Genomic DNA, 22,489 nt, shown 5'->3' with positions numbered 1-22,489 from the left:
AGAGGAGAGCCTGTGAACCCCACGCGTCACGATTTTTCGCACAACCAAGGCATCGTCGCATGAGCGGCGTGGCATGCTTCGCACGAGATCGGCGGGCCGCGAGCCGCGGACTGTCCGAATGAACTACAGGCGCGACATCGACGGCCTGCGGGCCGTTGCCGTGCTGCCCGTGGTGCTCTTTCATTTTGGCGTGTCCGCCATCCCAGGGGGATTCACCGGCGTCGATATTTTCTTTGTCATATCGGGCTATCTGATCAGCGGCAGCTTGCTGGATGATCTCGAGCGCGGCCAGTTTTCGATCGGCCGCTTCTACTGGCGCCGCGCACGGCGCATCCTGCCGGCGCTGACCTTCGTCATCCTGCTTGCAAGCATCGCGGCATGGTTCATCCTCCTGCCGTCGGACCTGCACGAGTTCAGCCTCAGCGTGATCGCTGCCTCGACCTTCTGGTCGAACATCTATTTCTGGAAGACGACGAACTATTTTTCGATCGACGCCGAACTGCGGCCGCTGCTGCACACATGGTCGCTTTCGGTCGAGGAACAGTACTACATCTTCGCGCCGATCCTGGTTTATCTGATCTACCGCTATGCCTCGAAGCGCTGGCTGACGATACTTCTGCCCATCACCATCGGCAGTTTTGCCCTGGCGGTGATGGCGACCACGCTGGCGCCGACCGCCGGCTTCTACCTGCTGCCGACACGCATCTGGGAACTGGCGCTGGGCGCCATGCTGATGCTGAAAAGGCCGCCGCCACTTGCCAGCCGGCCGGCGACGGAACTGATCGGCCTGGCCGGCTTTGCACTGCTCGGCTTCGGCTTCCTGACGATCTCGGAGAGCGACCCGTTTCCGGGCTATAACGCCCTGTTTCCCTGCGTCGGAACGGCCCTGCTGATCTATGCGGGCCAGAACCATGCGAACCGACCCGTGCCCCTCGCCACGCGTGTGCTTCAGTTCGCCCCGATGGTCTGGATCGGCCTCATCTCCTATTCGCTCTACCTTGTTCACTGGCCGATCAACTCCTTCGTCCACTACCTCTCGCTGAAGGCCATCTCGGTGCCGATGATCGTCGCGATGACGGTGGCTAGCGTCGCCCTGGCGACCTTCTCGTGGAAATATGTCGAGCAGCCTTTCCGGCGGAAGCGGGCCTTCACCGCCCCGCTGCCGATCTTCGCCTTTTCGGCGACGGCGATCGCCCTGCTGTGCGTCGGCGGTCTGGCCGGTGTGCTGGGCAAGGGCTTTCCGCAGCGGTTCCCGGATTTCTCGACGCAACGGATCCTGGTGGGCGACTGGCGCAACGGTGTCTGCTTCAATGAGGGTGCGAGCCGGATCGAGGATTGGAACCTTGCCGACTGCACGCGCACGCACGGCTTTGCCACCAATGTGCTGCTGTGGGGCGATTCCTTCGCGGCTCACTACGTATCGGGCCTGGAAGCCAACGCGCAGAAAATCCAGGCCAACGTCGTCCAATATACCTATGCCGGCTGCCCACCCAACCTGAGCTATTTTTCCTATGCCCGGCCGGCCTGCACCCGCTTCAACGAACGGGCGCTGTCGATCATCCGTGATGCCAATATCCAGGCGGTGATCCTGAGCGGTCGATGGACCGACTACCAGGCCAGGGGCTTCGATGGCCTGCAGACGACGATCGACCGGCTACGCGACATGGGTGTCAAGGTCTATGTCATCGGCCAGTCTCCGGAGTTCATCGCCGACGTCCAGAAGATCGCTTTCTTTGCAAAACACGAAGGCGCCGCGAATACATCCTGGCCGATGGCCATGGATCCCGACATCAACAAGCAGGTGCAACTCTTCGCCAACGGCGCGACCTTCATCGACCCGCTCACCTATCTGTGCGACGCAACCGGTTGCTCCTATGCGGATGCCGGCAGCAAGCAGTTTCTCTATTTCGACTATGGCCATTTCTCTTCCGCCGGCGCGACGCTGGCCATCTCGAAATACTGGCCGAGCTTCGCCGCCGGCGGCGAAGTCGCAAAGGCCAGGGAGCCAACGCCGACCGTCACCGGTGAGTTGGCGAAGCCCGCCTTGTGAGACCGGTTTGCGATTGCCCGAGGCCATGCCGTCATGATAACGAGGCTGCAGCGCGGGTATGATGTAATGGTAGCCTGTCAGCTTCCCAAGCTGAACGCGCGGGTTCGATTCCCGCTACCCGCTCCAGTCTGATGCGAAAAGCCGATTGCCTAGCCCGGCCCCTGTCCGATTGGCAGCACTATCGGGATTCGCCTAGGCCTGTCCGGTTAGCATCTGCTTCTTGAGGAGGAACCGGGCGAGATTGTTGATGTTCCGCGGCGCCACCTTCCTGGGCAGATGCGCCAGCAAGTCTTCCGATTTGACGTCGTTGCGGAACCGCTCCGCCCAGTCTTCGGTGAGATCGTCCCGCTGCAGGCGTAAATTCGTTTCGAACTCTCCGTCCGGCATTTCAACCGACAACTGCCGGGCCACCGACGCAACGTACGGCCGAGGATCGTCCAACAAATCCTCATAAAAAAAGTGATCGTATGCCAGGTCGGCCAGCCGCAGGTAAGCTTCCCAGAAGGCATAGCTCTGCTCGATCAGGAAATAGGCCTGGCAGATGCCGGCGAAGTCGTATCGCGGAACCAGATCGGCGCCGTCCATCGTGCTTTTCCAGTGCCCCGACGCCTTTGCCCGGCAATAGGAAATCGCCTGGCGAAGGCGGTCCCGCCGCTCCAGCAGGACCAAGCCCATGGCATGGCGCCGGCTGCATTCAGCGAGGAAGTCAACTCCATATCTGGCCTGCGACCAGTGAAGATGCCGCGGAAACAGTTTCACGGCGAACGTGCCGTTTGCGGTTCCGCCGCGATCGATCACGGCGGACATCAGGTCATCGAAGGATTTCGGCTTGCACCCCAGATTGGCCGTATCGAGCCACTCGGCCGACTTGCCCAACAATCCCGTGCTGTTCGTGAGACTGCCAAGCCATTCGGAGCCGCTGCGGGCTTCGGTCAGTATGGCGACGCCCTTCATGCGTGCCGCTTCTCCGCGGCACGCATGATCTTGATTGCAGAATGCCGTTCTTCTTGATGGTCCCTCGGCATGGTCAAAGCTCCGCTTTAAACAGGCTTCAACGGACAAAGGCTCATATGGTTCCGCCGATTCGGCGGCAGCTAGGCAAAAGTGCGAGTCCCAAACACGTTACAGTTGGGTAATCAACGCCGGACTTGAAGAGCCTGAACACAGGTGCCGGCCACCTGCGGTGGCCGGCTTATGCGTCAGCAAGAAGAGATTACAGCCATACGCGGAGCCAGACGCGCTCGCGCCAGCAGCGGGTACGGCGGCGGCCATGGCGCCAGTAGCTGCGGCAAACTCGTCTCCAGCCGCGGCGACGCCCGTGGCGACGACGCCAGTAGCCATCGTGGCCATGATGGCGGCGAAAATGCCAGTCGCGATGCGAGACCTGCTCTACCTCGACCGCTTCATCCCCTTCGAAGACAGCCGGATCCGGCTTGTCCAGTTCATCGAGAATTCCGTTTCCCTGGGGAACACCGGCTACCGCGCGGCCGGGTCCGGCCACGCTCGCAAACGCCGCTGCCCCCGCGAGGCCAAGCATTCCAGTAAGAAACAACCGACGTTCCATAAAAACCTCCCGAGTTGTTAATCGTCGACACCTCGTTTCCTCGCCCGCAACGGGCTCCAGCGCGCATGCCGAACGGTTTGAACGCGCGGCAGCGGTTCTCGTTCCATCACCCCACTTCGCGCAGGATGAAATCATGCAGCATTTTGGCAGCCGGCGACAGTACGCGATTCCTGACGGTGATCAGGCTGTAAGGCCTGACCTCGATGTCGAATTCGGTTTGGACGACATCGATGGCGCCGGCAAGCCCGTCCGGGTTCTGGATGAACTTCGCCACCTGCACCGAGACCGGCGCGATGGCATCGGATTGCGCGACCATGACCAGCGTGAGCAGCAGCGAACTGGTGTTCAAGATCCGGTCCGGCAGCGCGATGTTGCGGTTCAGGAAGTTGCTCTCCATCGCCTGACGCAAGGGCGAACCGCCCGACTGGAACACCCAGTCATAGGCAGCGGTGTCTTCCAGCCGCACCACATTGCCTCCGGCGAGCGGGTGGCCGCGGCGCACGATCAGGCAGGCCTTCTCGACGCCGATCACACGGGATTCGAACAGTCGTGGATTGAGGTCGTCGGGAATGCGGGCGATGATGAAGTCGTGGCGCGAGCCGATCAGCTCGCGGGCGAGCACGTTCGACGTCTCGACCTGCATGGTGATCTCGATGCGCGGATAGATGCGGCGGATTTCACGGATCGCCGGCACTGCCAATTCGATCGCCGGCGCGGTCACGGCGCCGAGGAACACCGAACCGCCCTTGCCGGCCTTGAGCTCGGTAATCTCGCGATCGGCTTCGCGCATCTCGAGCAGGATCGAGCGGGCCCGCCTGGCAAGCGCCTGGCCATAGGGAGTGAGGGTCACTCCGCGCGGCAGCCGTTCGCACAGCTTCACGTCGAGCACCGCCTCCATCTCGGCGATCATGCGCGAAGCGGCCGGCTGGGAGATGTTCATGACCTGGGCCGCGGCGCTCACCCGTCCGTGATCGTCGAGGGCGGCGATCATGCGCATGTGGCGCAAGCTCAAGCCACTGCGCAGGAGTGTCTCCCCGTCTCCCGGGAGCTTCTCGTAACTTACTGGAATCGCATCGGGATCGCGCAATGCCGCCATGATCTCCCAGCTTTCTCGCCGATTGCTTTCCGGATGCTAGATCATACCGGTTTCGGTATAGCAACCACCAAAGATCGCATTTGACAGTTATGGCAAAGGGACCCACCCTTCGCGCGTTCCGGGACGCAAGGGTCGGTGGCGATCAAAATCGTATCGATTGAAACTGCGTCGCGGAGCCGATTGGGAGGATACCGGAGATCGATAATGCCGACAGCGGCGCGTTTGCGCTCCTGTCTGGCTGCGCGGCCCGCGAAGCCCCGAGGTGTCGCGTCCATCAACCAGGGAGAGTAATGTGAAGATTATCAAGACGCTGGCCGCCGTGGCGGCCCTTGGCATCGCTGCCATGACCTATCAGGCGCACGCGGCCGACAAGGGTCTTGTCGGCGTGCTGATGCCGACCAAGACCTCGCAACGCTGGATCAATGACGGCGACGCCGTCAAATCCCAGCTCGAGGCGCTCGGCTACACTGTCGACCTGCAATACGCGCAGGACGACATCCCCAACCAGCTCAGCCAGCTGGAAAACGAAATCACCAAGGGTCCGAAGGCGCTGATCATCGCCTCGATCGACGGCACCACGCTGTCGGATGCGCTGCAGAAGGCCAACGACGCGGGCGTCGTCGTCGTCGCTTATGACCGCCTGATCAAGAAGACCAAGAATGTCGACTATTACACCACCTTCGACAATTTCGGCGTCGGCGTGATCCAGGCAAATTCCCTGGTCAAGGGCCTCAAGGAGCGTTTCCCGAACACCAAGCCGTGGAACGTCGAACTGTTCGGCGGCTCGCCCGACGACAACAACGCCTTCTTCTTCTACAATGGCGCGATCTCCGTCCTGCAGCCGCTGATCGACGACGGCTCGATCAAGATCAAGTCCGGCCAGACCGGCATGGACAAGGTCGGCACGCTGCGCTGGCTCGCCGCCACCGCCCAGGCGCGCATGGACAACCTTCTGTCGGCCAACTACTCGGACGGCAGCCGCGTCGATGGCGTTCTGTCACCCTATGACGGCCTGTCGCGCGGCATCACCGCCTCGCTGCGCGCTGTCGGTTACGGCACCGACGCACAGCCCTGGCCGATCGTGACCGGTCAGGACGCCGAGACCGCCTCGGTCAAGCTGATCATCTCGGGCGAGCAGTACTCGACCGTGTTCAAGGACACCCGCGAACTGGCCAAGGCCACGGTGCAGCTGGTCGACAAGGTGCTCTCCGGCGGCAAGCCGGAAGGCCTCGACGAAAAGACCTACAACAACGACGTCAAGGTGGTTCCCTCGATCCTGCTGACGCCGCATGAGGTCGACAAGTCGAACTACCAGGCCCTGGTCGTCGACTCCGGCTACATCAAGGCCGAAGACCTGAAGTAATCCCGGTTACAAAGGCAGGGGTCCTGCGCGACGCAGGGCCCCTTTTCGTTCACAAGCGGCCCCGGTATTGTCTCTGCCGGCCTAGAGCCATTCCCGGAAAATTGCGCAGCGGTTTTCCGTCAGGAATCGCCTAAAAAAGAAAGTCTAGGAGGAGCTTGCCCTGATGACCTCGACGATTTTGGAGATGCGCGACATCACCAAGACGTTCCCCGGCGTGAAGGCGCTGTCGAACGTCAACCTCCACGTCGAGGAAGGCGAAATCCATGCCGTGGTCGGCGAGAACGGCGCCGGAAAATCGACACTGATGAAGGTGCTTTCGGGCGTCTATCCCTCCGGCACCTATGATGGCCAGATCATCTTTCAGGGCCAGGAATGCCAGTTCAAAGGCATTCATGACAGCGAACACAAGGGCATCGTCATCATCCACCAGGAGCTTGCGCTGGTGCCGATGCTGTCGATCGCCGAAAACATTTTCCTCGGCAACGAGCAAGCCAGATACGGCGTCATCGACTGGGACGCCAACGAGGCGCGCACGGCCGAGCTTTTGAAGAAAGTCGGGCTCAAGGAAGACCCCAAGACGCTGATCACCCATATCGGCGTCGGCAAGCAGCAGCTGGTCGAGATCGCCAAGGCGCTCAGCAAGGAAGTGAAGCTGCTGATCCTCGACGAGCCGACAGCATCGCTCAGCGAGAAGGACAGCCAGGCGCTGCTCGATCTATTGCTCGAGTTCAAGCGGCAGGGCATGACCTCGATCCTGATCTCCCACAAGCTCAACGAGGTGAACCGCGTCGCCGACAAGGTGACGGTGATCCGCGACGGGCGCACGATCGAGACATTGCCGAGGAAGGACATCAGCGAGGACCGCATCATCACCTCGATGGTCGGCCGATCCCTCGACGATCGCTACCCGCCGCGCGAACCTAGCATCGGCGACGTCATTTTCGAGGTCAAGGACTGGTCCGTCTACCACCCGATCCATGCCGAACGGCAAGTGATCAAGAGCATCGACCTCAAGGTGCGCAAGGGCGAAGTTGTCGGCATAGCGGGACTGATGGGCGCCGGTCGCACCGAATTCGCCATGAGCCTGTTCGGCCGCTCCTATGGCCGGCGCATCAGCGGCGAGGTGCTGCTCAACGGCAAGCCCGTGGACCTTTCCACAGTGGGCAAGGCCGTGCAGAACGGCATCGCCTATGTCACCGAGGACCGCAAGACCTATGGGCTGAACCTCATCGACCATATCAAGCACAATGTGACGCTGGCCAACCTCGGCGGCGTTTCCAGTGGCGGCGTGATCGACGATATGCGCGAAATGAGCGTCGCCAACGACTATCGCAAGAAGACCAATATCCGCGCCTCCAGCGTCTATCAGCTGACCGGCAACCTCTCTGGCGGCAACCAGCAGAAGGTGGTGCTGTCGAAATGGCTGTTCGCCGACCCGGAAGTCCTGATCCTCGATGAGCCGACGCGCGGCATCGACGTCGGCGCCAAGTACGAAATCTATACAATCATCGCTCGCCTTGCTGCCGAGGGCAAAGCGATCATCGTCATCTCGTCTGAAATGCCGGAATTGCTCGGCATCACCGACAGAATCTATGTCATGAACGAGGGACGCATCGTCGGCGAGATGGCGGCAAGTGACGCCAGCCAGGAAAAAATCATGCGCGCCATTGTTCGCGGAGAAGGAAAAGCATCATGAGCACAGACAGCGCTCCCGCACCCCAAAGCGGCACCGCCGAGGACGTCAAGCAGGGTCCTCGCGTCGCCGTCTCGGCGCTGACGACGAACCTGCGCGAATACGGCCTGATCATCGCGCTGATCGTCATCATGCTGTTCTTCCAGTACACGACGTCGGGAACGCTGTTCAAACCGGTCAACCTCAGCAACCTGGTGCAGCAGAACTCGTTCATCATCGTGATGGCGCTCGGCATGCTGCTGGTCATCGTCGCCGGCTACATCGATCTCAGCGTAGGATCGGTCGCCGGCTTCATCGGCGCGCTTGCCGCCATGATGATGGTCATCTGGCCGCTCGGCATATTCAGCAATCCGCTCGTTGTCTCGATCGTCTGCCTCATCGTCGGCGGGTTGATCGGTGGCGCGCAAGGATACTGGATCGCCTATCACCGCATACCAAGCTTCATCGTGACGCTCGCCGGCATGCTGATCTTCCGCGGCATTTGCCAGGCGCTGCTTGGCGGCGGCTCCTCGGTCGGCCCGCTTCCCGACAGTTTCAAGGCGCTGAGTTCCGGTTTCATCCCCGATGTCATCGGTCCGCTGACCCTGATCCCGCCGACGGTGAACGCGGCCGGCAAGACCGTTTTGGGCAGTGGCCTGACGCTTCACATGACGACAGTCGTGCTGGGCCTGATCGCGGTGCTCGCCTACGCCTATTTCGGCTTCAGGACGCGACGCAAGCGCGAACTCCACGGTTATGAGGCCGAGCCTTTCACCCTGTTCGTCATCAAGACCCTGGTCGGCAGCGCACTGGCGCTCTTCCTGGTCTTCCAGTTCGCGACCTATCGGGGCCTGCCGATCGTGCTGCTGGTGATGGGCGTGCTGATCTCGCTGTTCGTCTTCGTCACCAAGCGCATGACCATCGGCCGCCGCATCTACGCCATGGGAGGCAACGCCAAGGCGGCGCAACTGTCGGGCATCAACACCGAAAGGCTGACGCTCTGGGTGTTCGTCAATATGGGCGTTCTGTCGGCGCTCGGCGGGCTGATCATCGCCGCACGTCTCGGCCAGGCCGTGCCGGCGGCCGGCCTCGGCAGCGAGCTCGACGTGATCGCGGCCGTCTTCATCGGCGGCGCCTCGGCGATGGGCGGCGTCGGCCAGGTCATCGGCGCGGTGGTCGGCGGCTTCATCATGGGCGTGATGAACAACGGCATGTCCATCATGGGCGTCAATGTCGACTGGCAGCAGGTGGTCAAGGGCCTGGTGCTGCTCGGTGCCGTGATCTTCGACGTCTACAACAAGAACAAGGCTTGAGGGCTGGGACGAGGACTAGGAGGCATACGGGTTCTAGATCGCGAAGCTGCCGGCAGCCCGTCGGCACCAAGAAGTCCGGGGAAGGACCAGGCTCGCGAACGCAATCCGGACGAAGCGTTTCAACCGTGGCGCGTTTCCGCGCCGCGCCGGTCAGGATTTGCCCATTGGCAGCCGGGTACAGATAAATGAGAGAGGACTGATCATGCTGATCTCGCAGATTCTCGACGACGCCGAGACGATCCGTGTCGTTGCCCGCAGCGGCGGGAAGACCCGGATCATCAACGGGGCACGCAGCGTCTATTCGCTGGCGATGGAGGCCGCCCGCACCGGCGTCGGCCTGGCCGCCCTGATCGAACGCAAGGGGCTTGGCGAGACGATCGATCTCGACGCCGCCTACAAGCGGGGGCGCCTGCTGTCGCCAATCAATCACCCCGACCCGGCGCATCTGCACCTGACCGGCACCGGGCTGACGCATCTGGGGTCGGCCGCGACGCGCGATTCCATGCACAAGAAGCTCAGCACCGACGGCGAGGAGCAACTCACCGATTCCATGAAGATGTTCCGCATGGGACTGGAAGGCGGCAAGCCCGCGAAAGGCCAGGTCGGCGTGCAGCCGGAATGGTTCTACAAGGGGAACGGCACCATGGCAGTCGCGCCTGGCGCGGCGCTCATGTCACCGGCCTTTGCCAAGGATGCCGGCGAGGAACCAGAGGTCGCCGGGATCTATGTCATCGGCGATGACGGGGCGCCATTCCGCGTCGGCTTCACCTTGTCGAACGAATTCTCGGACCATGTGACCGAGCGCGTCAACTATCTCTTCCTCGCCCATTCCAAGCTGCGCAATGCCTCCTTCGGCCCGGAGATCCTGATCGGAGACCTGCCTTCGGACATCCGCGGCACGTCGCGTATCCTGCGCGACGGCAAGGCATTGTGGGAAAAGCCCTTCCTGTCGGGTGAAACGAACATGTCCCACACCATCGCCAATCTCGAACACCACCACTTCAAATATTCGGCCTTCCGCCAGCCTGGCGACGTGCATGTGCATATGTTCGGCACCGCGACGCTATCCTTCGCCGACGGCATCAAGACGGAAGCCGGCGACGTGTTCGAGATCGAGGCCGGGGATTTCGGACTGCCGCTGCGCAACCCGCTCGAGATCGAGAAGCCGGTGAAGGTGTCGGTGAAGGCGCTTTGAAGCCATGAGCGCGTGATTCCCCTCTCGTGGGGAATGGCTGGCAAGCCAGAGCGGGGCGCTGTCCCGCCGATCTAGCAATAGGTTTCAGTCACGTCCCTGCCGGGCATCTCTCCCACAAGAGCGAGGTCGGCAGCTTCGACCTTAGCGCACGGCGCGGAAATGCTTCGACAGCTTCAGGCCCTGCGCCTGGTAGTTCGAGCCGAGATCGGTGCCGTAGAGCGCCTGCGGTCGCTTCAGCATGTGCTCGTAGACCAGCCGGCCGACGATCTGGCCGTGGTCGAGAATGAACGGCACTTCGTGGCTGCGTACTTCGAGCACCGCCCGGCTGCCGGTGCCGCCGGCCGCCGAATGGCCGAAACCCGGATCGAAAAAGCCGGCATAATGGACACGAAACTCGCCGACCAGCGGATCGAATGGCGTCATCTCGGCGGCGTAGAGCGGCGGCACATGCACCGCCTCCTGGCTGACGAGGATGTAGAATTCGTCGGGATCGAGCACCAGTTCGCCGGCGCGGCTCTTGTGGATCGGCTCCCAGAAGTCGAGGACATCCTGCGCGGCGCGCTTGTCGACATCGACGAGGCCGGTGTGGTGCTTGCCACGATAGCCGACCAGCCCATCCTTGTCGCCATTGAGGTCGATCGACAGCGCGATGCCGCCGCCGGAAATGTTCGGTGGCTCCGTGGCGACCAGCATCTCGGCACGATGCAGTTCATGCAACTCGGCTTCCGAGAGCAGCGCGTTGCCGGTGCGAAAGCGGATTTGAGACAGGCGCGACCCCGTGCGCGCGATGATCGGAAAGGTGCGCGGGCTGACCTCGAGATAGAGCGGACCGGTGTAGCCGGCGGCGATCTTATCGAACTCGTGGCCCCGATCGGTCATGACGCGGGTGAAGATGTCGAGCCGCCCGGTCGAGCTCTTGGGATTGGCCGAGGCCGAAATGTCAGCCGGCAGGGCCAGACTTTCGAGCAGCGGCACAATATAGACGCAGCCGGTTTCGAGGACCGCGCCTTCGGTCAGACTGATCTCGTGCAGTTGCAGCCGATCGAGCTTTTCCGACACCTTGTGGTTGGGACCGGGCAGGAACGAGGCGCGAACCCGCCAGGCCTTTTCGCCCAATCTGAGATCAAGGCTTGCCGGCTGGATCTGGTCGGCATCGAGCGCGCGCGGCGACTTCAGCGCGCCGGACCGGAACAGCGCCGAAATGTCCTGATCGGGAAGAATGCCTGTCTGCCGCAAAGTCTGGCTCCGCCCCAAGACTGGTCTCTTTCGTTGCAGGTTCTTGTTTGTTGCAGGTTCTTGCCGCAAAACCGCCGGGCACTTTTGCGGAACCTGCCTTGGTACAAACGTCTTAATGAAGCCGGCAATTGACGCAAGCGTGGCGCGGGTCTAAAGGGTCGTTATCCCGTGGTGATTTGGCCGGTCGGCTTGCAGCCACGTTAAACAAGTCGCTAAAGGACCGTCGGGCCGCAAGGCCGTATGGACCGGTTGCGACTTTCGCGGCCGGTTTTTTTGTGTCTGGAACAAAGCGATGAGCACCAAGAAGCGCAACTGGAAACCTCAGACGGCACTCGTGCATGGCGGAACCCTGCGTTCCGGCTTCGGCGAAACCTCCGAGGCGATGTACCTGACCCAGGGTTATGTCTATCAGACGGCGCAGGCCGCCGAGGCCCGCTTCAAGGGCGAAGAGCCTGGTTTCATCTATTCGCGCTACGCCAACCCGACCGTCGACATGTTCGAAAAGCGCATGTGCGCGCTTGAAGGCGCCGAAGACGCGCGCGCCACGGCGTCGGGCATGGCGGCGGTGACGGCTGCCCTTCTGTGCAGCGTCAAGGCCGGCGACCACATCGTGGCCGCGCGCGCGCTGTTCGGCTCCTGCCGCTGGGTGGTCGAGACGCTGGCGCCGCGCTATGGCATCGAGGCGACCTTGGTCGACGGCACCGAGATCGCCAATTGGGAAAAGGCGGTCAGGCCGAACACCAAGCTGTTCTTCCTGGAAAGCCCGACCAACCCGACGCTCGAGGTCGTCGACATCGCCGCCGTCGCCTCGCTTGCCAATTCGATCGGCGCGCGGCTGGTCGTCGACAATGTCTTTGCCACGCCGCTGCAGCAGAAGCCGTTGCAGCTTGGTGCGCACATCGTCGTCTACTCGGCCACGAAGCACATTGACGGCCAGGGCCGCTGCCTGGGCGGCGTCATCCTGTCGGACAAGAAGTGGATTGACGAGAACCTGCACGACTATTTCCGCCACACCGGTCCCAGCCTGTCGCCGTTCAACGCCTGGACGCTGCTGAAGGGCCTGGAAACCTTGCCGCTGCGCGTGCGCCAGCAGACCGAGAGCGCCGGCAGGATCGCCGACTTCCTGGCCGGGCAGCCGCAGATCGCCCGCGTCATCTATCCCGGCCGTGCCGACCACCCGCAGGCCGATATCGTCAAGAAGCAGATGTCGGGTGGCTCGACGCTGATCTGCCTCGACGTCAAGGGCGGCAAGCCGGCGGCCTTCGCCCTGCAGAACGCCCTCGACATCGTGCTGATCTCGAACAATCTCGGCGACGCCAAAAGCCTGATCACCCATCCGGCGACGACCACCCACAAGAACCTCAGCGATGAGGCCCGCGCCGAACTCGGCATCGGGCCCGGTACGCTCAGGCTGTCGGTCGGCCTGGAGGATACGGACGACCTGCTGGAAGATATCGCGCAAGCCTTGAAGGCCGCCAAATAGGTTTCGTCCAGGCAGCGTCGTCAGCAGCGATCAGGCGCTCGACGGCGTCTCCTCCAGTTCCGCCGTCTTGGTGCGGATGGTCATGGCGTTGCCGCGCCAGTCGACGGCGCCGCCGAGCCAGCCGCGCGCCCAGATGGCCGGGAGCATGACGTCCCGCGCGACCGTCGCCGCGATCATGCGCGTCGAGACGTGCCAACCCTTGGCCAGGGCCAGAGCGCATTCCGGAAGATAGAACGCCGCCAGCACGGCAATCGCGGTCGCCCAGAGACTAATGCCGGCGCTCGCCGCGGCAATCAGCGCAAGAACCAGCGGGACCGCCGCACCAGTCAGGATCTCGGGCGCGAAGAACAGCGGGAAAGTGACGCGGCGCAGGCGCGCCCAGCGGGCCTGGCGCGACCAGATCTCGCCAAACGTGCGCTGGCCGAGCGGCTGCTCGAAGGGGGCGGCAACGAGGTTGACACGCAGGCCGAGGCCGTTCACCAGCTTGGTTGCGGCGGCGTCCTCGGCGATCTCGGCGGCCAGCGCGCGTATGCCGCCATTGGCGTCCAGCATCGGCTTGTTCCACAGCATGCTCTTGCCCTGCGCGAAGCCGAGGCCGAGCGCCGCGCCGGCATACTGCCAGCGGGCCTGCAATGTGTTGAGGAAGGCGCATTCGACGTCGGCCCAGAAACCATCTGGCCTGGAGCCGATCGGCGTCGAGCAGACAAGGCCGGTACCGTGCTGCCACGCCGCCATCATGTGCTCGACATAGTCCCTCGGCATCAGAACGTTGGAATCGGCAAGAATGACCCAGTCGTGGCGCGCCGCTTCCCAGCCTTTGACGCAGTTGTTGAGCTTTGGATTGGCACTGACACGGTCGTCGCCGATCAACAGCCGGGCCGGCACCTGCGGAAACCGGGCAATCGCCCTGTTTATCAGTTTGACCACCGGGTCGTCGGCATGGGCGACGCAGAAGATCAGTTCGTAGCGTGGCCAGTCGAGCGCGAAGGCGCGTTCCAGCGTCTCATGTGTGAATGGCTCGACGCCGCGCGACGGGACGACAATCGACACCGCCGGCGATCTGCCCGCCGGCGGGGCAATCGTGGTGCGCCGTTTCAGCTGTGAAGCGGCAAGCAGGATGCTGGCAGCGTTTGAGAGGATGAGTGCGGTCGAAAGCGAGGCGGATATGAGAGTGAGTTCCATCGAGATCTGGTCACTCCGGAAGTCGGCCCGCGTCGCGGCCGTTTTCAACAGTTCGACAGAGGGCCGAGTCGCCCGGTTCGCGCACACCACCATTGTCGTGTGTCACTTAAATGACATTCTTTGCCGGCACCTGCGTTTCAATCCCAGGCGCGACAAGACGCGCACGTTGACCTGCTCACCGCGAGCGTCGAAAGTCGTCGGATTGTTTTGGAGCCGCTCATGTACCGCGCCGTGACGCGCAACATCGAAGTGCAGGTCAGGCCGTTCTATCTGGAGGATCGTTCAGATCCCCAGGAGAACCGCTACGTCTGGGGCTATCAGATAACGATCGACAACCAGTCTGACGAGTTCGTGCAGCTTCTGTCGCGCTATTGGCACATCACCGATGGTGCCGGCCGGGTCGAGGAGGTGCGCGGGCCGGGCGTTGTCGGCGACCAGCCGGAACTCAATCCCGGCGACAGCTATCAGTACACGTCCGGCTGCCCGCTCTCGACACCCTCCGGGATCATGGTCGGACGCTACACGATGCGCAACAAGCGCGGCGAGACGTTCGACATCGCCATCCCGGCCTTCTCGCTCGATCTGCCGGGGACAAGGCGCACGGTGAACTGAGCGCCGACGGTCGCGCCGCCCCTCAGCCGCCCTTCGGGCACCTTCTCCCCGCGGAACGAGGAGAAGGAAAGGCTTTACTGAGCCGCAAACTCGGCCGGATCGAAGTCGTACTGCGTCGAGCAGAATTCGCAGGCGACATGGATGCCGCCATCCTCTGTGCTGTCCTTGATCTCCTGCGCTGAGAAGCCTTCGAGGATGCCACGGATCTTGTCGCGGGAGCATGAGCACTGGTCGGCCACGGGAACGCCGCCGAAGACGCGCACGCCATGCTCGTGGAACAGACGATACAGCAGCCGCTCGGCGCCTATGGTCGGGTCGATCAATTCGGTCGGCTCGATGGTGCCGAGCAAGGCCAGGAGTTCCTGCCAGGAATTATCGGCCGGATCGTGGACTTCCTCGCGCGGATCGCCGTCCCCACCCGGCAGGTCCGGAATGCGCATGCGCTCGGGCGATTGCGGCAGGAACTGCGCCAGGATGCCGCCGGCGCGCCATTGCTCGCGCGCGCCGCCGATCCCGGGCGTCAGCAGCTTGGCGACCGAGAGCCTGATATCGGTCGGGATCTGTTCCGACTGACGGAAATAGGTGCGCGCCGCGTCTTCCAGCGTTTCGCCGTCGAGCTGGACGATGCCTTGGTAGCGCTGGGTATGGGCGCCCTGGTCGATGGTCAGCGCCAGCACGCCGCTGCCAAGCAGCGTCTGCTGGGACGTCTCGCCTGCCGCGACCAGTGCTTCGAGCCGATCCGCATCGAAGCGTGCATAGGCGCGCAGTGCCGAGGGCGTGGAGAAGTCCGCGACCAGCATGTCTACAGGCCCATCGGTACGGGTCTGCAGGATGAACTTGCCTTCGAATTTGAGCGAGGTGCCGAGCAGAACGGTCAGCACGCAGGCTTCCGCCAGCAGGCGGGCGACCGGCTCGGGATAATCGTGGCGGCCAAGGATGGCGTCGAGCATCGGCCCAAGCTGGACCGTGCGGCCGCGCACGTCGAGCGGACCGACCTCGAAGGGAACGACGTGATCGTCGCCGGCGTAGCCGAACTCGCCGAGTTTGGGGTGATGTTCAGTCACTTGATGGCTTTCCAACATGACAAAGCTCCAGGGCGCGGCCATGCGGCCCTGGTGGGCACATGCGTCCAAACGCGCTTGATTTGCGTGATGCGGCGCAGATAGGCATCGCGCCGCCGCAGATCAAGCGCCTGGGCATTTCAGGCGCCTGGGCATTTCGGGCGCCCAAGACACTTCAAGCCCCAAGACACTTCAAGCACCAAGACACTTCAAGCACCGAGGCACCAGGCAAGCACTGCCTTCTGGGCATGGAGCCGGTTCTCGGCCTCGTCGAAGACCACCGAATGCGGCCCGTCGATGACCTCGTCGGTCACTTCCTCGCCGCGATGGGCCGGCAGGCAGTGCATGAACAATGCATCCGGCTTGGCCTTGGCCATCAGCGCCGCGTTGACCTGATAGGGCGAGAAGACATTGTGCCCGCGAGCACGGTGTTCCTGTCCCATCGACACCCAGCAATCGGTGACGATGCAGTCGGCCTGGTCGACGGCTTCCTCGGGCGAGCGGGTGAAATGCAGCTTGCCGCCATGCGCCTTGGACCAGTCGACATGCTTCTGCGCCGGTTCGCTGCCTTCGGGCACGGCGACGTTGAGATTGAAGCGGAACCGTGCCGAGGCCTCGAGCAGCGAGTGCAGCACATTGTTGCCGTCGCCGGTCCAAGCAATCGTCTTGCCGGCCACCGGACCGCGATGCTCCTCGAAAGTCATGATGTCGGCCATCAGCTGGCAAGGGTGGGTGTCGTCGGTCAGTCCGTTGATCACCGGAACGGTGGCATTCTCGGTCAGCTCCAGCAGCCGCTCATGCGAGGTGGTGCGGATCATGATCGCATCGACGTAGCGCGACAGCACCTTGGCGGTGTCGGCGATTGTCTCGGAGCGGCCGAGCTGCATCTCGGTGCCGGTCAGCATGATGGTCTCGCCGCCGAGCTGGCGCATGCCGACGTCGAAAGAAACGCGCGTGCGCGTCGACGGCTTGTCGAAGATCATGGCCAGCACCTTGCCTTCGAGCGGCTTGCTCCGCTCGCCGGCCTTGAGACGCGCCTTTCGCGTCACCGCATCATCCAGCATGAAGCGCAAATCGCCTTCGGAAACGGTGGAAAGATCGGTGAAATGGCGAACTGACATCAGGAATGGTTCCGGATTACTTCGCGGCGGCGGAGGCGATCGCCTCCGACAGGCCCTTGGCGCCGGCGCGGATGCGGTTGAGCGCTTCGTGAATCTCGGCGTCGGTGACGGTGAGCGGTGGCAGCAGGCGAATGACGTTGTCGCCGGCCGGAACCGCCAGCAAATGCTGGTCGCGCAGCGCCATGTTCACCTTGCCGTTGGGCATCGCGCATTTGAGGCCGAGCATCAGCCCGGTGCCCCTGCTATCCTCGACAATTTCGGGGAATTCGTCGGCTATCGAGGCTAGCCCCTGCTTCATCAGCAGCGCCTTGCGCTGGACATCCTCCAGGAAGCCGTCTTCCAGAACGACGTCGAGCACGGCGTTGCCGACCGCCATTGCGAGCGGATTGCCGCCGAATGTGGTGCCGTGCACGCCGGCGGTCATGCCGACGGCCGCCTCGTCGGTGGCAAGGCAGGCGCCCATCGGGAAGCCGCCGCCAATGCCCTTGGCGATTGCCATGATGTCGGGCGTCACCGCGGACCACTCATGCGCGAACAGCTTGCCGGTACGGCCAATGCCGCACTGGACCTCGTCGTATATCAACAACAGGCCGTGCTGTTCGCAGAGCTGCCGCAGCCGCTTGAGCGACTGTGTCGGTACTGGGCGGATACCGCCCTCGCCTTGCACCGGCTCGATCAGGATCGCGGCGGTCTCGGGCGTGATCGCCTTCTCGGCGGCGTCGATGTCGTCGAAGCCAACCTGGTCGAAGCCTTCGACCTTGGGTCCGAAGCCTTCGAGATATTTGTACTGGCCGCCTGCCGCGATTGTCGCCAGCGTGCGGCCATGGAAGGCGCCTTCGAAGGTGATGATGCGGAAGCGCTCGGGATGTCCCTTGACGAAGTGGTAGCGCCGCGCCGTCTTGATCGCGCATTCCAGCGCCTCGGCGCCGGAATTGGTGAAGAACACCTTGTCGGCGAAGGTGGCATCAGCCAGCCGCTCGCCAAGTCTGCTCTGCCCCGGGATCTCATAGAGATTGGAGACGTGCCAGAGTTTCGCCGCCTGCTCGGTGAGGGCCGCGACAAGGTGCGGATGGCCATGGCCAAGCGAATTGACCGCGATGCCGCCGGCGAAATCGAGATATCGCTCGCCCTTGTCGGTAACCAGCCAAGTGCCTTCCCCATGGTCGAAGGCCAGGGGTGCGCGAGCAAAGGTCTCGTAAAGCGCCGAACCGCTCATTATATGCGTCTCCGGTACCGGAAAATCAAAAAAGCCGCCAAAGCGGCGGCCTTCTGCGGCTTATCGTGTTTTTCGGCCATGAAGTCAACGAAAACGTCGCGTAGTGGCGCGCGGCAAGCCCCCCGACGCAACGCCGGCTCATGAGCGACCGGGCAAGTTGGGGAAAACCGAAAAAACCGATTCGTGTTGCACTTGGGACTCTTGTCACCGAGTCAGCGCATAGAGTAGTTGTAGTCAAGAAATAACTAGATTTCGTGCGGCGGACCTAATCACCAGATATATGTGGTGTCTGCCCCAGCAGTGGTGCTGGGTCGGGAATGGATTCTGATTGCCGCACGCTTATGAGGAGCGCGGTCATGAACTGGACTGACGAGCGGGTAGAACTCTTGAGAAAACTGTGGTCGGAGGGTCTGAGCGCAAGCCAGATTGCTGCGCAGCTTGGAGGGGTCAGCCGCAATGCCGTCATCGGCAAGGTGCACCGGCTGAAGCTGTCGGGTCGCGGTCGCGCAACAGCGACGCCGGCGCGCCAGAAGAAGGCTACGCAGGGATCGACCGTCCAGAAATCGGTGGCGCGCGCCGCAAGTACGGCACGCCACGTCACGACTTCGATCGGCGCGACGGCCCTTCAGACGCAATTCGACGCCGAACCGGTGGCGCGGCACTACATCCGTCCGGTCGAGAACGTCGTGGTGCCGATCTCACGGCATCTGCAGCTCGTCGAACTGACCGAGCGCACCTGCAAATGGCCGAACGGCGATCCACTTTCGGAGGACTTCAATTTCTGCGGCAACGAAGCCGCTGAAACCGGTCCCTACTGTAAATACCATGCCCGCGTGGCGTTCCAGCCGGCGGCGGAGCGGCGGCGGAATAGATAAGCGGTGAGTAGTGAGTAGTGAGTAGTGAGTAGTGAGGAAACAAGCGCTCCCACCAACCACTACCGACTACTCACTACCGACTACCGACTTCCTCACAGCCAGCCGTTCTTCCTGAAGCGCCAATACAGGAAGCAGCAGATCAGCGCGATGGTGGCCAGCACCATCGGATAGCCATATGCCATCTTCAGCTCCGGCATGTCGGTAAAGTTCATGCCGTAGATGCCGGCGAATGCGGTTGGCACCGCCAGGATGGCCGCCCATGAAGCGAGTTTCTTGGAGATCGCCGTTTCCTGGCTTTGACCGACCAGAAGACTGGCTTCGAAGGCAAAGGCCAGCACCTCGCGCAGACTATCGATCTTCTCCTGGACAGTACGGATGTGGTCCGTCACGTCGCGGAACAGCGGGTGCATGGCCGAATGGATCTGCGGCAGGTCGGCGCTGGTCAGCCGGCGACAGACTTCCACCAGGGGCAATGCCGCGTTGCGCAGGCGCAGGAGGTCGCGGCGCAGCATGTAAAGGCGTTCGATGTCGGGGCCGGTCATCGGCTTCAGCAGGACCTTGTCCTCGATTGCCTCGACCTCGTCCTCGATCTGCTCGAGCACGGGCATGTAATTGTCGACGATGAAGTCGAGAATGGCATAGAGGACGAAATCCTCCCCCTTGGCCAACGAGTGCGGGCAGCTTTCCCAGTGCTGCCGCACGGCGGCATAGGATGTCGAAGGACCGTGCCTGACGCTGACGATGTAGCCTGAGCCGACAAACAGATGTGTCTCGCCGAAGGTGACGCGCCCGTCGATCAGCTGCGCCGTGCGGGCGACGATGAACAGCGCATCGCCATATTGCTCGATCTTTGGCCGCTGGTGCGGATGCTCGGCATCCTCGATCGCCAGTTCATGCAGATGAAACTGCGCCTTGACGCGCAGCAGGAGGTCGCGGTCGGGTTCAAGCAGCCCGATCCAGACGACATGTCCCGATTTCTTGGCCCATTCGCCGGCTTCCTCGATGGGAATATCGGCGATGCGGCGGCCTGCGGTGTAGACGCCGCAGGCGATGATGCCTGATGCCGGCGGCGAGGCCTTGAACTCCCGGACATATTCCATCGCAGCCTCCCGAAAGCGTTGCCTTCCCTGGGGAACCAGCAAGCTTATCTCGGGATAGTCTACCGCAATATGATCAAGCGTTCGAGAGGATGTGCGTTCACTTCACCGGCAGCGCCTCGGGGAGGCCGATTTTGTCGGTCTTGTCGCCTTTCGGCCGGTCGGCGGGCATCTGGTCGCCGGTGACGATGTAGTAGATGGTCTCGGCGATGTTGGTGGCGTGATCGCCGATCCGCTCGATATTCTTGGCGCAGAACAGCAGATGCGTACAGGGCGTGATGTTGCGCGGATCTTCCATCATGTAGGTCAGCAATTCGCGAAACAGCGACGTGTACATGGCATCGATCTGGTCGTCACGGTCGCGCACGAAACCGATCTTGTCGACCGAGCGCGACGCATAGACGTCGAGCACTTCCTTCAGCTGGGTCAGCGCCAAATTGGCCAGAGCCTCCAGGCCGCGAAACAGGCTGGTCGGCTGCCGGCCGTCGGTAACGGCAACCACCCGCTTGGCGACGTTCTTGCCGAGGTCGCCGACGCGCTCGAGGTCGGCCGAAATGCGGATGGCGCCGACGATCTCGCGCAGGTCAGTCGCCATAGGCTGACGCCTGGCGATAATGATGATCGCCTTGTCGTCGATCTCACGCTGTCCCTCGTCCAGGACGGCGTCGTCTCGGATGACCTTCTGAGCCAGCCCCGGATCGGCATTGACCAGGGCGGCGACCGCCTGCTCGACCATGCGCTCGGCGTGCCCACCCATCGAGGCGATGCGCTTCGAAAGATATTTCAGTTCCTCGTCATAGGCGCTGACAATGTGAACGGACTGCATGGATGAAATGCCTTCCCACGGGATCTTGTCTTTGAGTCGTTTCCTCGAATCCCCGCTGATACGCTAACGGGATGACAGAAAAAAGAAACGGCCCCGTGGAAAACTAGGGCAGTATCAGTGCGCCGGCAAATGGACCGAGAAGGCGGCGCCCTTGCCGACCTCGGACCTGATCGTCAGCCTGGCGTTGTGACGTGTCAGGATGTGCTTGACGATCGACAGGCCAAGCCCCGTGCCCTTCTGGGTCCGGCTGGTCTCGACATCGATACGATAGAAGCGCTCGGTGATGCGCGGTATGTGCTCCTCGGGGATGCCGGGACCAAAATCCCTGATGGTGACGTCGATGCCGGGTTCGGAACCATCATCGCCGCGCGCGATCGACACCACGACACGACCGCCCGACTGGCCGTATTTGCAGGCATTTTCCAAAAGGTTCTCGAACACCTGGAACAGCTCGTCGCGATCGCCCGGCACATCGAGCGGCCCCTTGGCGAAATCGCGCTCGATGGCGACATTGTTTTCGCGGGCGAGCGGGCCGAGCGAATCGATGACGCTGTCGACGGTCTGGCGCAGATCGACTTCGGTTCCCGGCTTGAGATAGGGCTTCATCTCCAATCGCGACAGAGACAGGAGGTCGTCGATCAGGCGGGCCATGCGGCCGGTCTGGTTCTGCATGATCTGGAGGAACTGCTCGCGCGCCGCCGGATCGTTGCGGGCCGGTCCGCGCAGCGTTTCGATGAAGCCCGCGATCGAAGCCAGCGGGGTGCGCAATTCGTGACTGGCATTGGCGATGAAGTCGGCGCGCATGCGGTCGATACGCCGCGCCTCGCTCTGGTCCTTGAAAACCAGCACATAAAGATCGGTGCCATGCCCGACCGAGGATGCGCTGACCCGGTAGGCCCGTTCGACAGGCAGTTTCTCCGTGTAGTCGACGACATCCGAGGCGACAGTGCCCGACAGCACACTGTCCAGCAGCGCCTGCATTTCCGGCGCCCGGAATTTCAGCGGCAGCGATATGCCGGGCGCGATGCCGCCAAAGGCGGCAAAGGCGGCGGCGTTGGCGTGGACGATGGTGGCGGCGTGGTCGAAGATGATGAGCGGGTCGGCCACGGCGGCCGCCAGATATTCACCGGACAGGCGCTGCAAGCCAATCGCCTCGATCGCCGCGGCGTTCCCCGCGGAATGGCGGGCGCCGGTGACCGGCAATATTGCCGCGGCCGGCAGCAGGAGCAGCGCCGGCACCAGCACGTAGGCGGAAAAGCCCGCGAAGCCAAAGGCGATCAGAACCGCCACGACACCGGCCGCAAGCAGCCAGCGGCTGTGCCACAGCCGAGCGGCCACAGCTTGCCCCGTGCTCTTCTGCTCTGCGCCCAGCTCGGTCATTCGCGCGCCCAGCCTCCACCGGTCAGACGGCGGCGAAAACTTCCGCTGGACCGCAAATCAAAAGTGCTACAGCCTCCTTTGCGCGTCCAAACGGAGGCGCGGCGCTGTAGTGGCTCCCAATAGCATGAGTCCAGACACTTAAAAGGG

The 22,489-nt window shown here is 62.7% G+C and carries 19 protein-coding genes, 1 tRNA gene and 1 riboswitch; of the genes, 10 read left to right on the top strand and 10 right to left on the bottom strand.

Annotated elements, in window-relative coordinates; genetic code table 11:
- The first annotated feature begins 118 nt into the window (after positions 1-118).
- Both FJ954_RS05595 and FJ954_RS05590 read left to right on the top strand, forming a co-directional pair.
- Complete coding sequence (locus FJ954_RS05595) at positions 119-2,050, top strand: acyltransferase family protein (RefSeq protein ID WP_140660689.1); 1,932 nt, start codon at positions 119-121, stop codon at positions 2,048-2,050.
- A gap of 52 nt (positions 2,051-2,102) precedes the next feature.
- Positions 2,103-2,176, top strand: a tRNA-Gly gene (locus FJ954_RS05590).
- A 66-nt stretch (positions 2,177-2,242) separates the two neighbouring features.
- Here the strand turns inward: FJ954_RS05590 and FJ954_RS05585 are convergent.
- Positions 2,243-3,004 carry a Stf0 family sulfotransferase gene (locus FJ954_RS05585; RefSeq protein WP_140614736.1) on the bottom strand — a complete coding sequence of 254 codons (762 nt, stop codon included), beginning with the start codon at positions 3,002-3,004 and terminating at the stop codon, positions 2,243-2,245.
- 364 nt (positions 3,005-3,368) lie between these two features.
- On the opposite strand from FJ954_RS05585, the gene FJ954_RS31450 reads away from it, so the two are divergent.
- A complete protein-coding gene (locus FJ954_RS31450) occupies positions 3,369-3,635 on the top strand; it encodes a hypothetical protein (protein WP_181171003.1) in 267 nt (88 codons plus the stop codon).
- Between the two features lie 85 nt (positions 3,636-3,720).
- Here FJ954_RS31450 and FJ954_RS05575 read toward each other — a convergent pair whose 3' ends face one another.
- Positions 3,721-4,710: a LysR family transcriptional regulator gene (locus FJ954_RS05575; RefSeq protein ID WP_140660688.1), complete on the bottom strand. Its 990-nt coding sequence runs from the start codon at positions 4,708-4,710 to the stop codon at positions 3,721-3,723.
- A gap of 292 nt (positions 4,711-5,002) precedes the next feature.
- On the opposite strand from FJ954_RS05575, the gene chvE reads away from it, so the two are divergent.
- The 4 genes from chvE to araD1 all read left to right on the top strand — a co-directional run bounded on the left by chvE (position 5,003) and on the right by araD1 (position 10,253).
- Positions 5,003-6,073, top strand: coding sequence for a multiple monosaccharide ABC transporter substrate-binding protein (gene chvE, locus FJ954_RS05570; protein WP_015319282.1), 1,071 nt, complete (start codon positions 5,003-5,005; stop codon positions 6,071-6,073).
- Positions 6,074-6,236: 163 nt separating this feature from the next.
- Positions 6,237-7,769, top strand: coding sequence for a multiple monosaccharide ABC transporter ATP-binding protein (gene mmsA, locus FJ954_RS05565; protein WP_140660687.1), 1,533 nt, complete (start codon positions 6,237-6,239; stop codon positions 7,767-7,769).
- Positions 7,766-9,058, top strand: coding sequence for a multiple monosaccharide ABC transporter permease (mmsB, locus tag FJ954_RS05560; RefSeq protein ID WP_015319284.1), 1,293 nt, complete (start codon positions 7,766-7,768; stop codon positions 9,056-9,058). Before mmsA ends, mmsB begins: the two co-directional genes overlap by 4 nt.
- Before the next feature lie 202 nt (positions 9,059-9,260).
- Entirely contained in the window at positions 9,261-10,253 is a 993-nt protein-coding gene (gene araD1 / locus FJ954_RS05555) for an AraD1 family protein (RefSeq protein WP_015319285.1), read from the top strand.
- Positions 10,254-10,394: 141 nt separating this feature from the next.
- Here the strand turns inward: araD1 and FJ954_RS05550 are convergent, their stop codons facing one another.
- On the bottom strand, positions 10,395-11,489 hold the full coding sequence (locus tag FJ954_RS05550) for a 2'-deoxycytidine 5'-triphosphate deaminase (RefSeq protein WP_140660686.1): 1,095 nt from the start codon (positions 11,487-11,489) through the stop codon (positions 10,395-10,397).
- Positions 11,490-11,647: 158 nt separating this feature from the next.
- Positions 11,648-11,725: riboswitch (SAM riboswitch) on the top strand.
- A gap of 56 nt (positions 11,726-11,781) precedes the next feature.
- Here FJ954_RS05550 and FJ954_RS05545 point away from each other — a divergent pair.
- Positions 11,782-12,972 (top strand): O-succinylhomoserine sulfhydrylase, encoded by a 1,191-nt coding sequence (locus tag FJ954_RS05545; RefSeq protein WP_015319287.1) that lies wholly within the window; start codon positions 11,782-11,784, stop codon positions 12,970-12,972.
- Positions 12,973-13,002: 30 nt separating this feature from the next.
- Here FJ954_RS05545 and FJ954_RS05540 read toward each other — a convergent pair whose 3' ends face one another.
- Positions 13,003-14,154, bottom strand: coding sequence for a ceramide glucosyltransferase (locus FJ954_RS05540; protein WP_140660685.1), 1,152 nt, complete (start codon positions 14,152-14,154; stop codon positions 13,003-13,005).
- 219 nt (positions 14,155-14,373) lie between these two features.
- Between FJ954_RS05540 and apaG the strand changes: the two genes are divergently transcribed.
- Entirely contained in the window at positions 14,374-14,766 is a 393-nt protein-coding gene (apaG, locus tag FJ954_RS05535; protein ID WP_023772981.1) for a Co2+/Mg2+ efflux protein ApaG, read from the top strand.
- 74 nt (positions 14,767-14,840) lie between these two features.
- Here the strand turns inward: apaG and FJ954_RS05530 are convergent, their stop codons facing one another.
- From FJ954_RS05530 to FJ954_RS05520, 3 genes are all read right to left on the bottom strand, one after another.
- Positions 14,841-15,872, bottom strand: coding sequence for an Hsp33 family molecular chaperone (locus FJ954_RS05530; protein WP_140660684.1), 1,032 nt, complete (start codon positions 15,870-15,872; stop codon positions 14,841-14,843).
- Between the two features lie 164 nt (positions 15,873-16,036).
- On the bottom strand, positions 16,037-16,948 hold the full coding sequence (gene argF, locus FJ954_RS05525) for an ornithine carbamoyltransferase (RefSeq protein ID WP_140660683.1): 912 nt from the start codon (positions 16,946-16,948) through the stop codon (positions 16,037-16,039).
- 16 nt (positions 16,949-16,964) lie between these two features.
- Positions 16,965-18,164, bottom strand: a complete 1,200-nt coding sequence (locus FJ954_RS05520; RefSeq protein ID WP_140660682.1) for an aspartate aminotransferase family protein — start codon at positions 18,162-18,164, stop codon at positions 16,965-16,967.
- Positions 18,165-18,520: 356 nt separating this feature from the next.
- On the opposite strand from FJ954_RS05520, the gene FJ954_RS05515 reads away from it, so the two are divergent.
- Complete coding sequence (locus tag FJ954_RS05515) at positions 18,521-19,039, top strand: GcrA family cell cycle regulator (RefSeq protein ID WP_140614743.1); 519 nt, start codon at positions 18,521-18,523, stop codon at positions 19,037-19,039.
- Between the two features lie 92 nt (positions 19,040-19,131).
- Here the strand turns inward: FJ954_RS05515 and FJ954_RS05510 are convergent, their stop codons facing one another.
- From FJ954_RS05510 to FJ954_RS05500, 3 genes are all read right to left on the bottom strand, one after another.
- On the bottom strand, positions 19,132-20,139 hold the full coding sequence (locus tag FJ954_RS05510; RefSeq protein WP_140660681.1) for a magnesium and cobalt transport protein CorA: 1,008 nt from the start codon (positions 20,137-20,139) through the stop codon (positions 19,132-19,134).
- Between the two features lie 97 nt (positions 20,140-20,236).
- Entirely contained in the window at positions 20,237-20,962 is a 726-nt protein-coding gene (phoU, locus tag FJ954_RS05505) for a phosphate signaling complex protein PhoU (RefSeq protein ID WP_140660680.1), read from the bottom strand.
- Between the two features lie 114 nt (positions 20,963-21,076).
- Positions 21,077-22,342 (bottom strand): ATP-binding protein, encoded by a 1,266-nt coding sequence (locus tag FJ954_RS05500; RefSeq protein WP_015319296.1) that lies wholly within the window; start codon positions 22,340-22,342, stop codon positions 21,077-21,079.
- Positions 22,343-22,489 lie beyond the last annotated feature (147 nt).

It is taken from the genome of Mesorhizobium sp. B2-3-15, assembly GCF_006442875.1.
Lineage (GTDB): Bacteria > Pseudomonadota > Alphaproteobacteria > Rhizobiales > Rhizobiaceae > Mesorhizobium > Mesorhizobium australicum.
The sequence above is the reverse complement of the archived record's forward strand: the minus strand, read 5'-3'. Positions and strand labels throughout refer to the sequence as shown.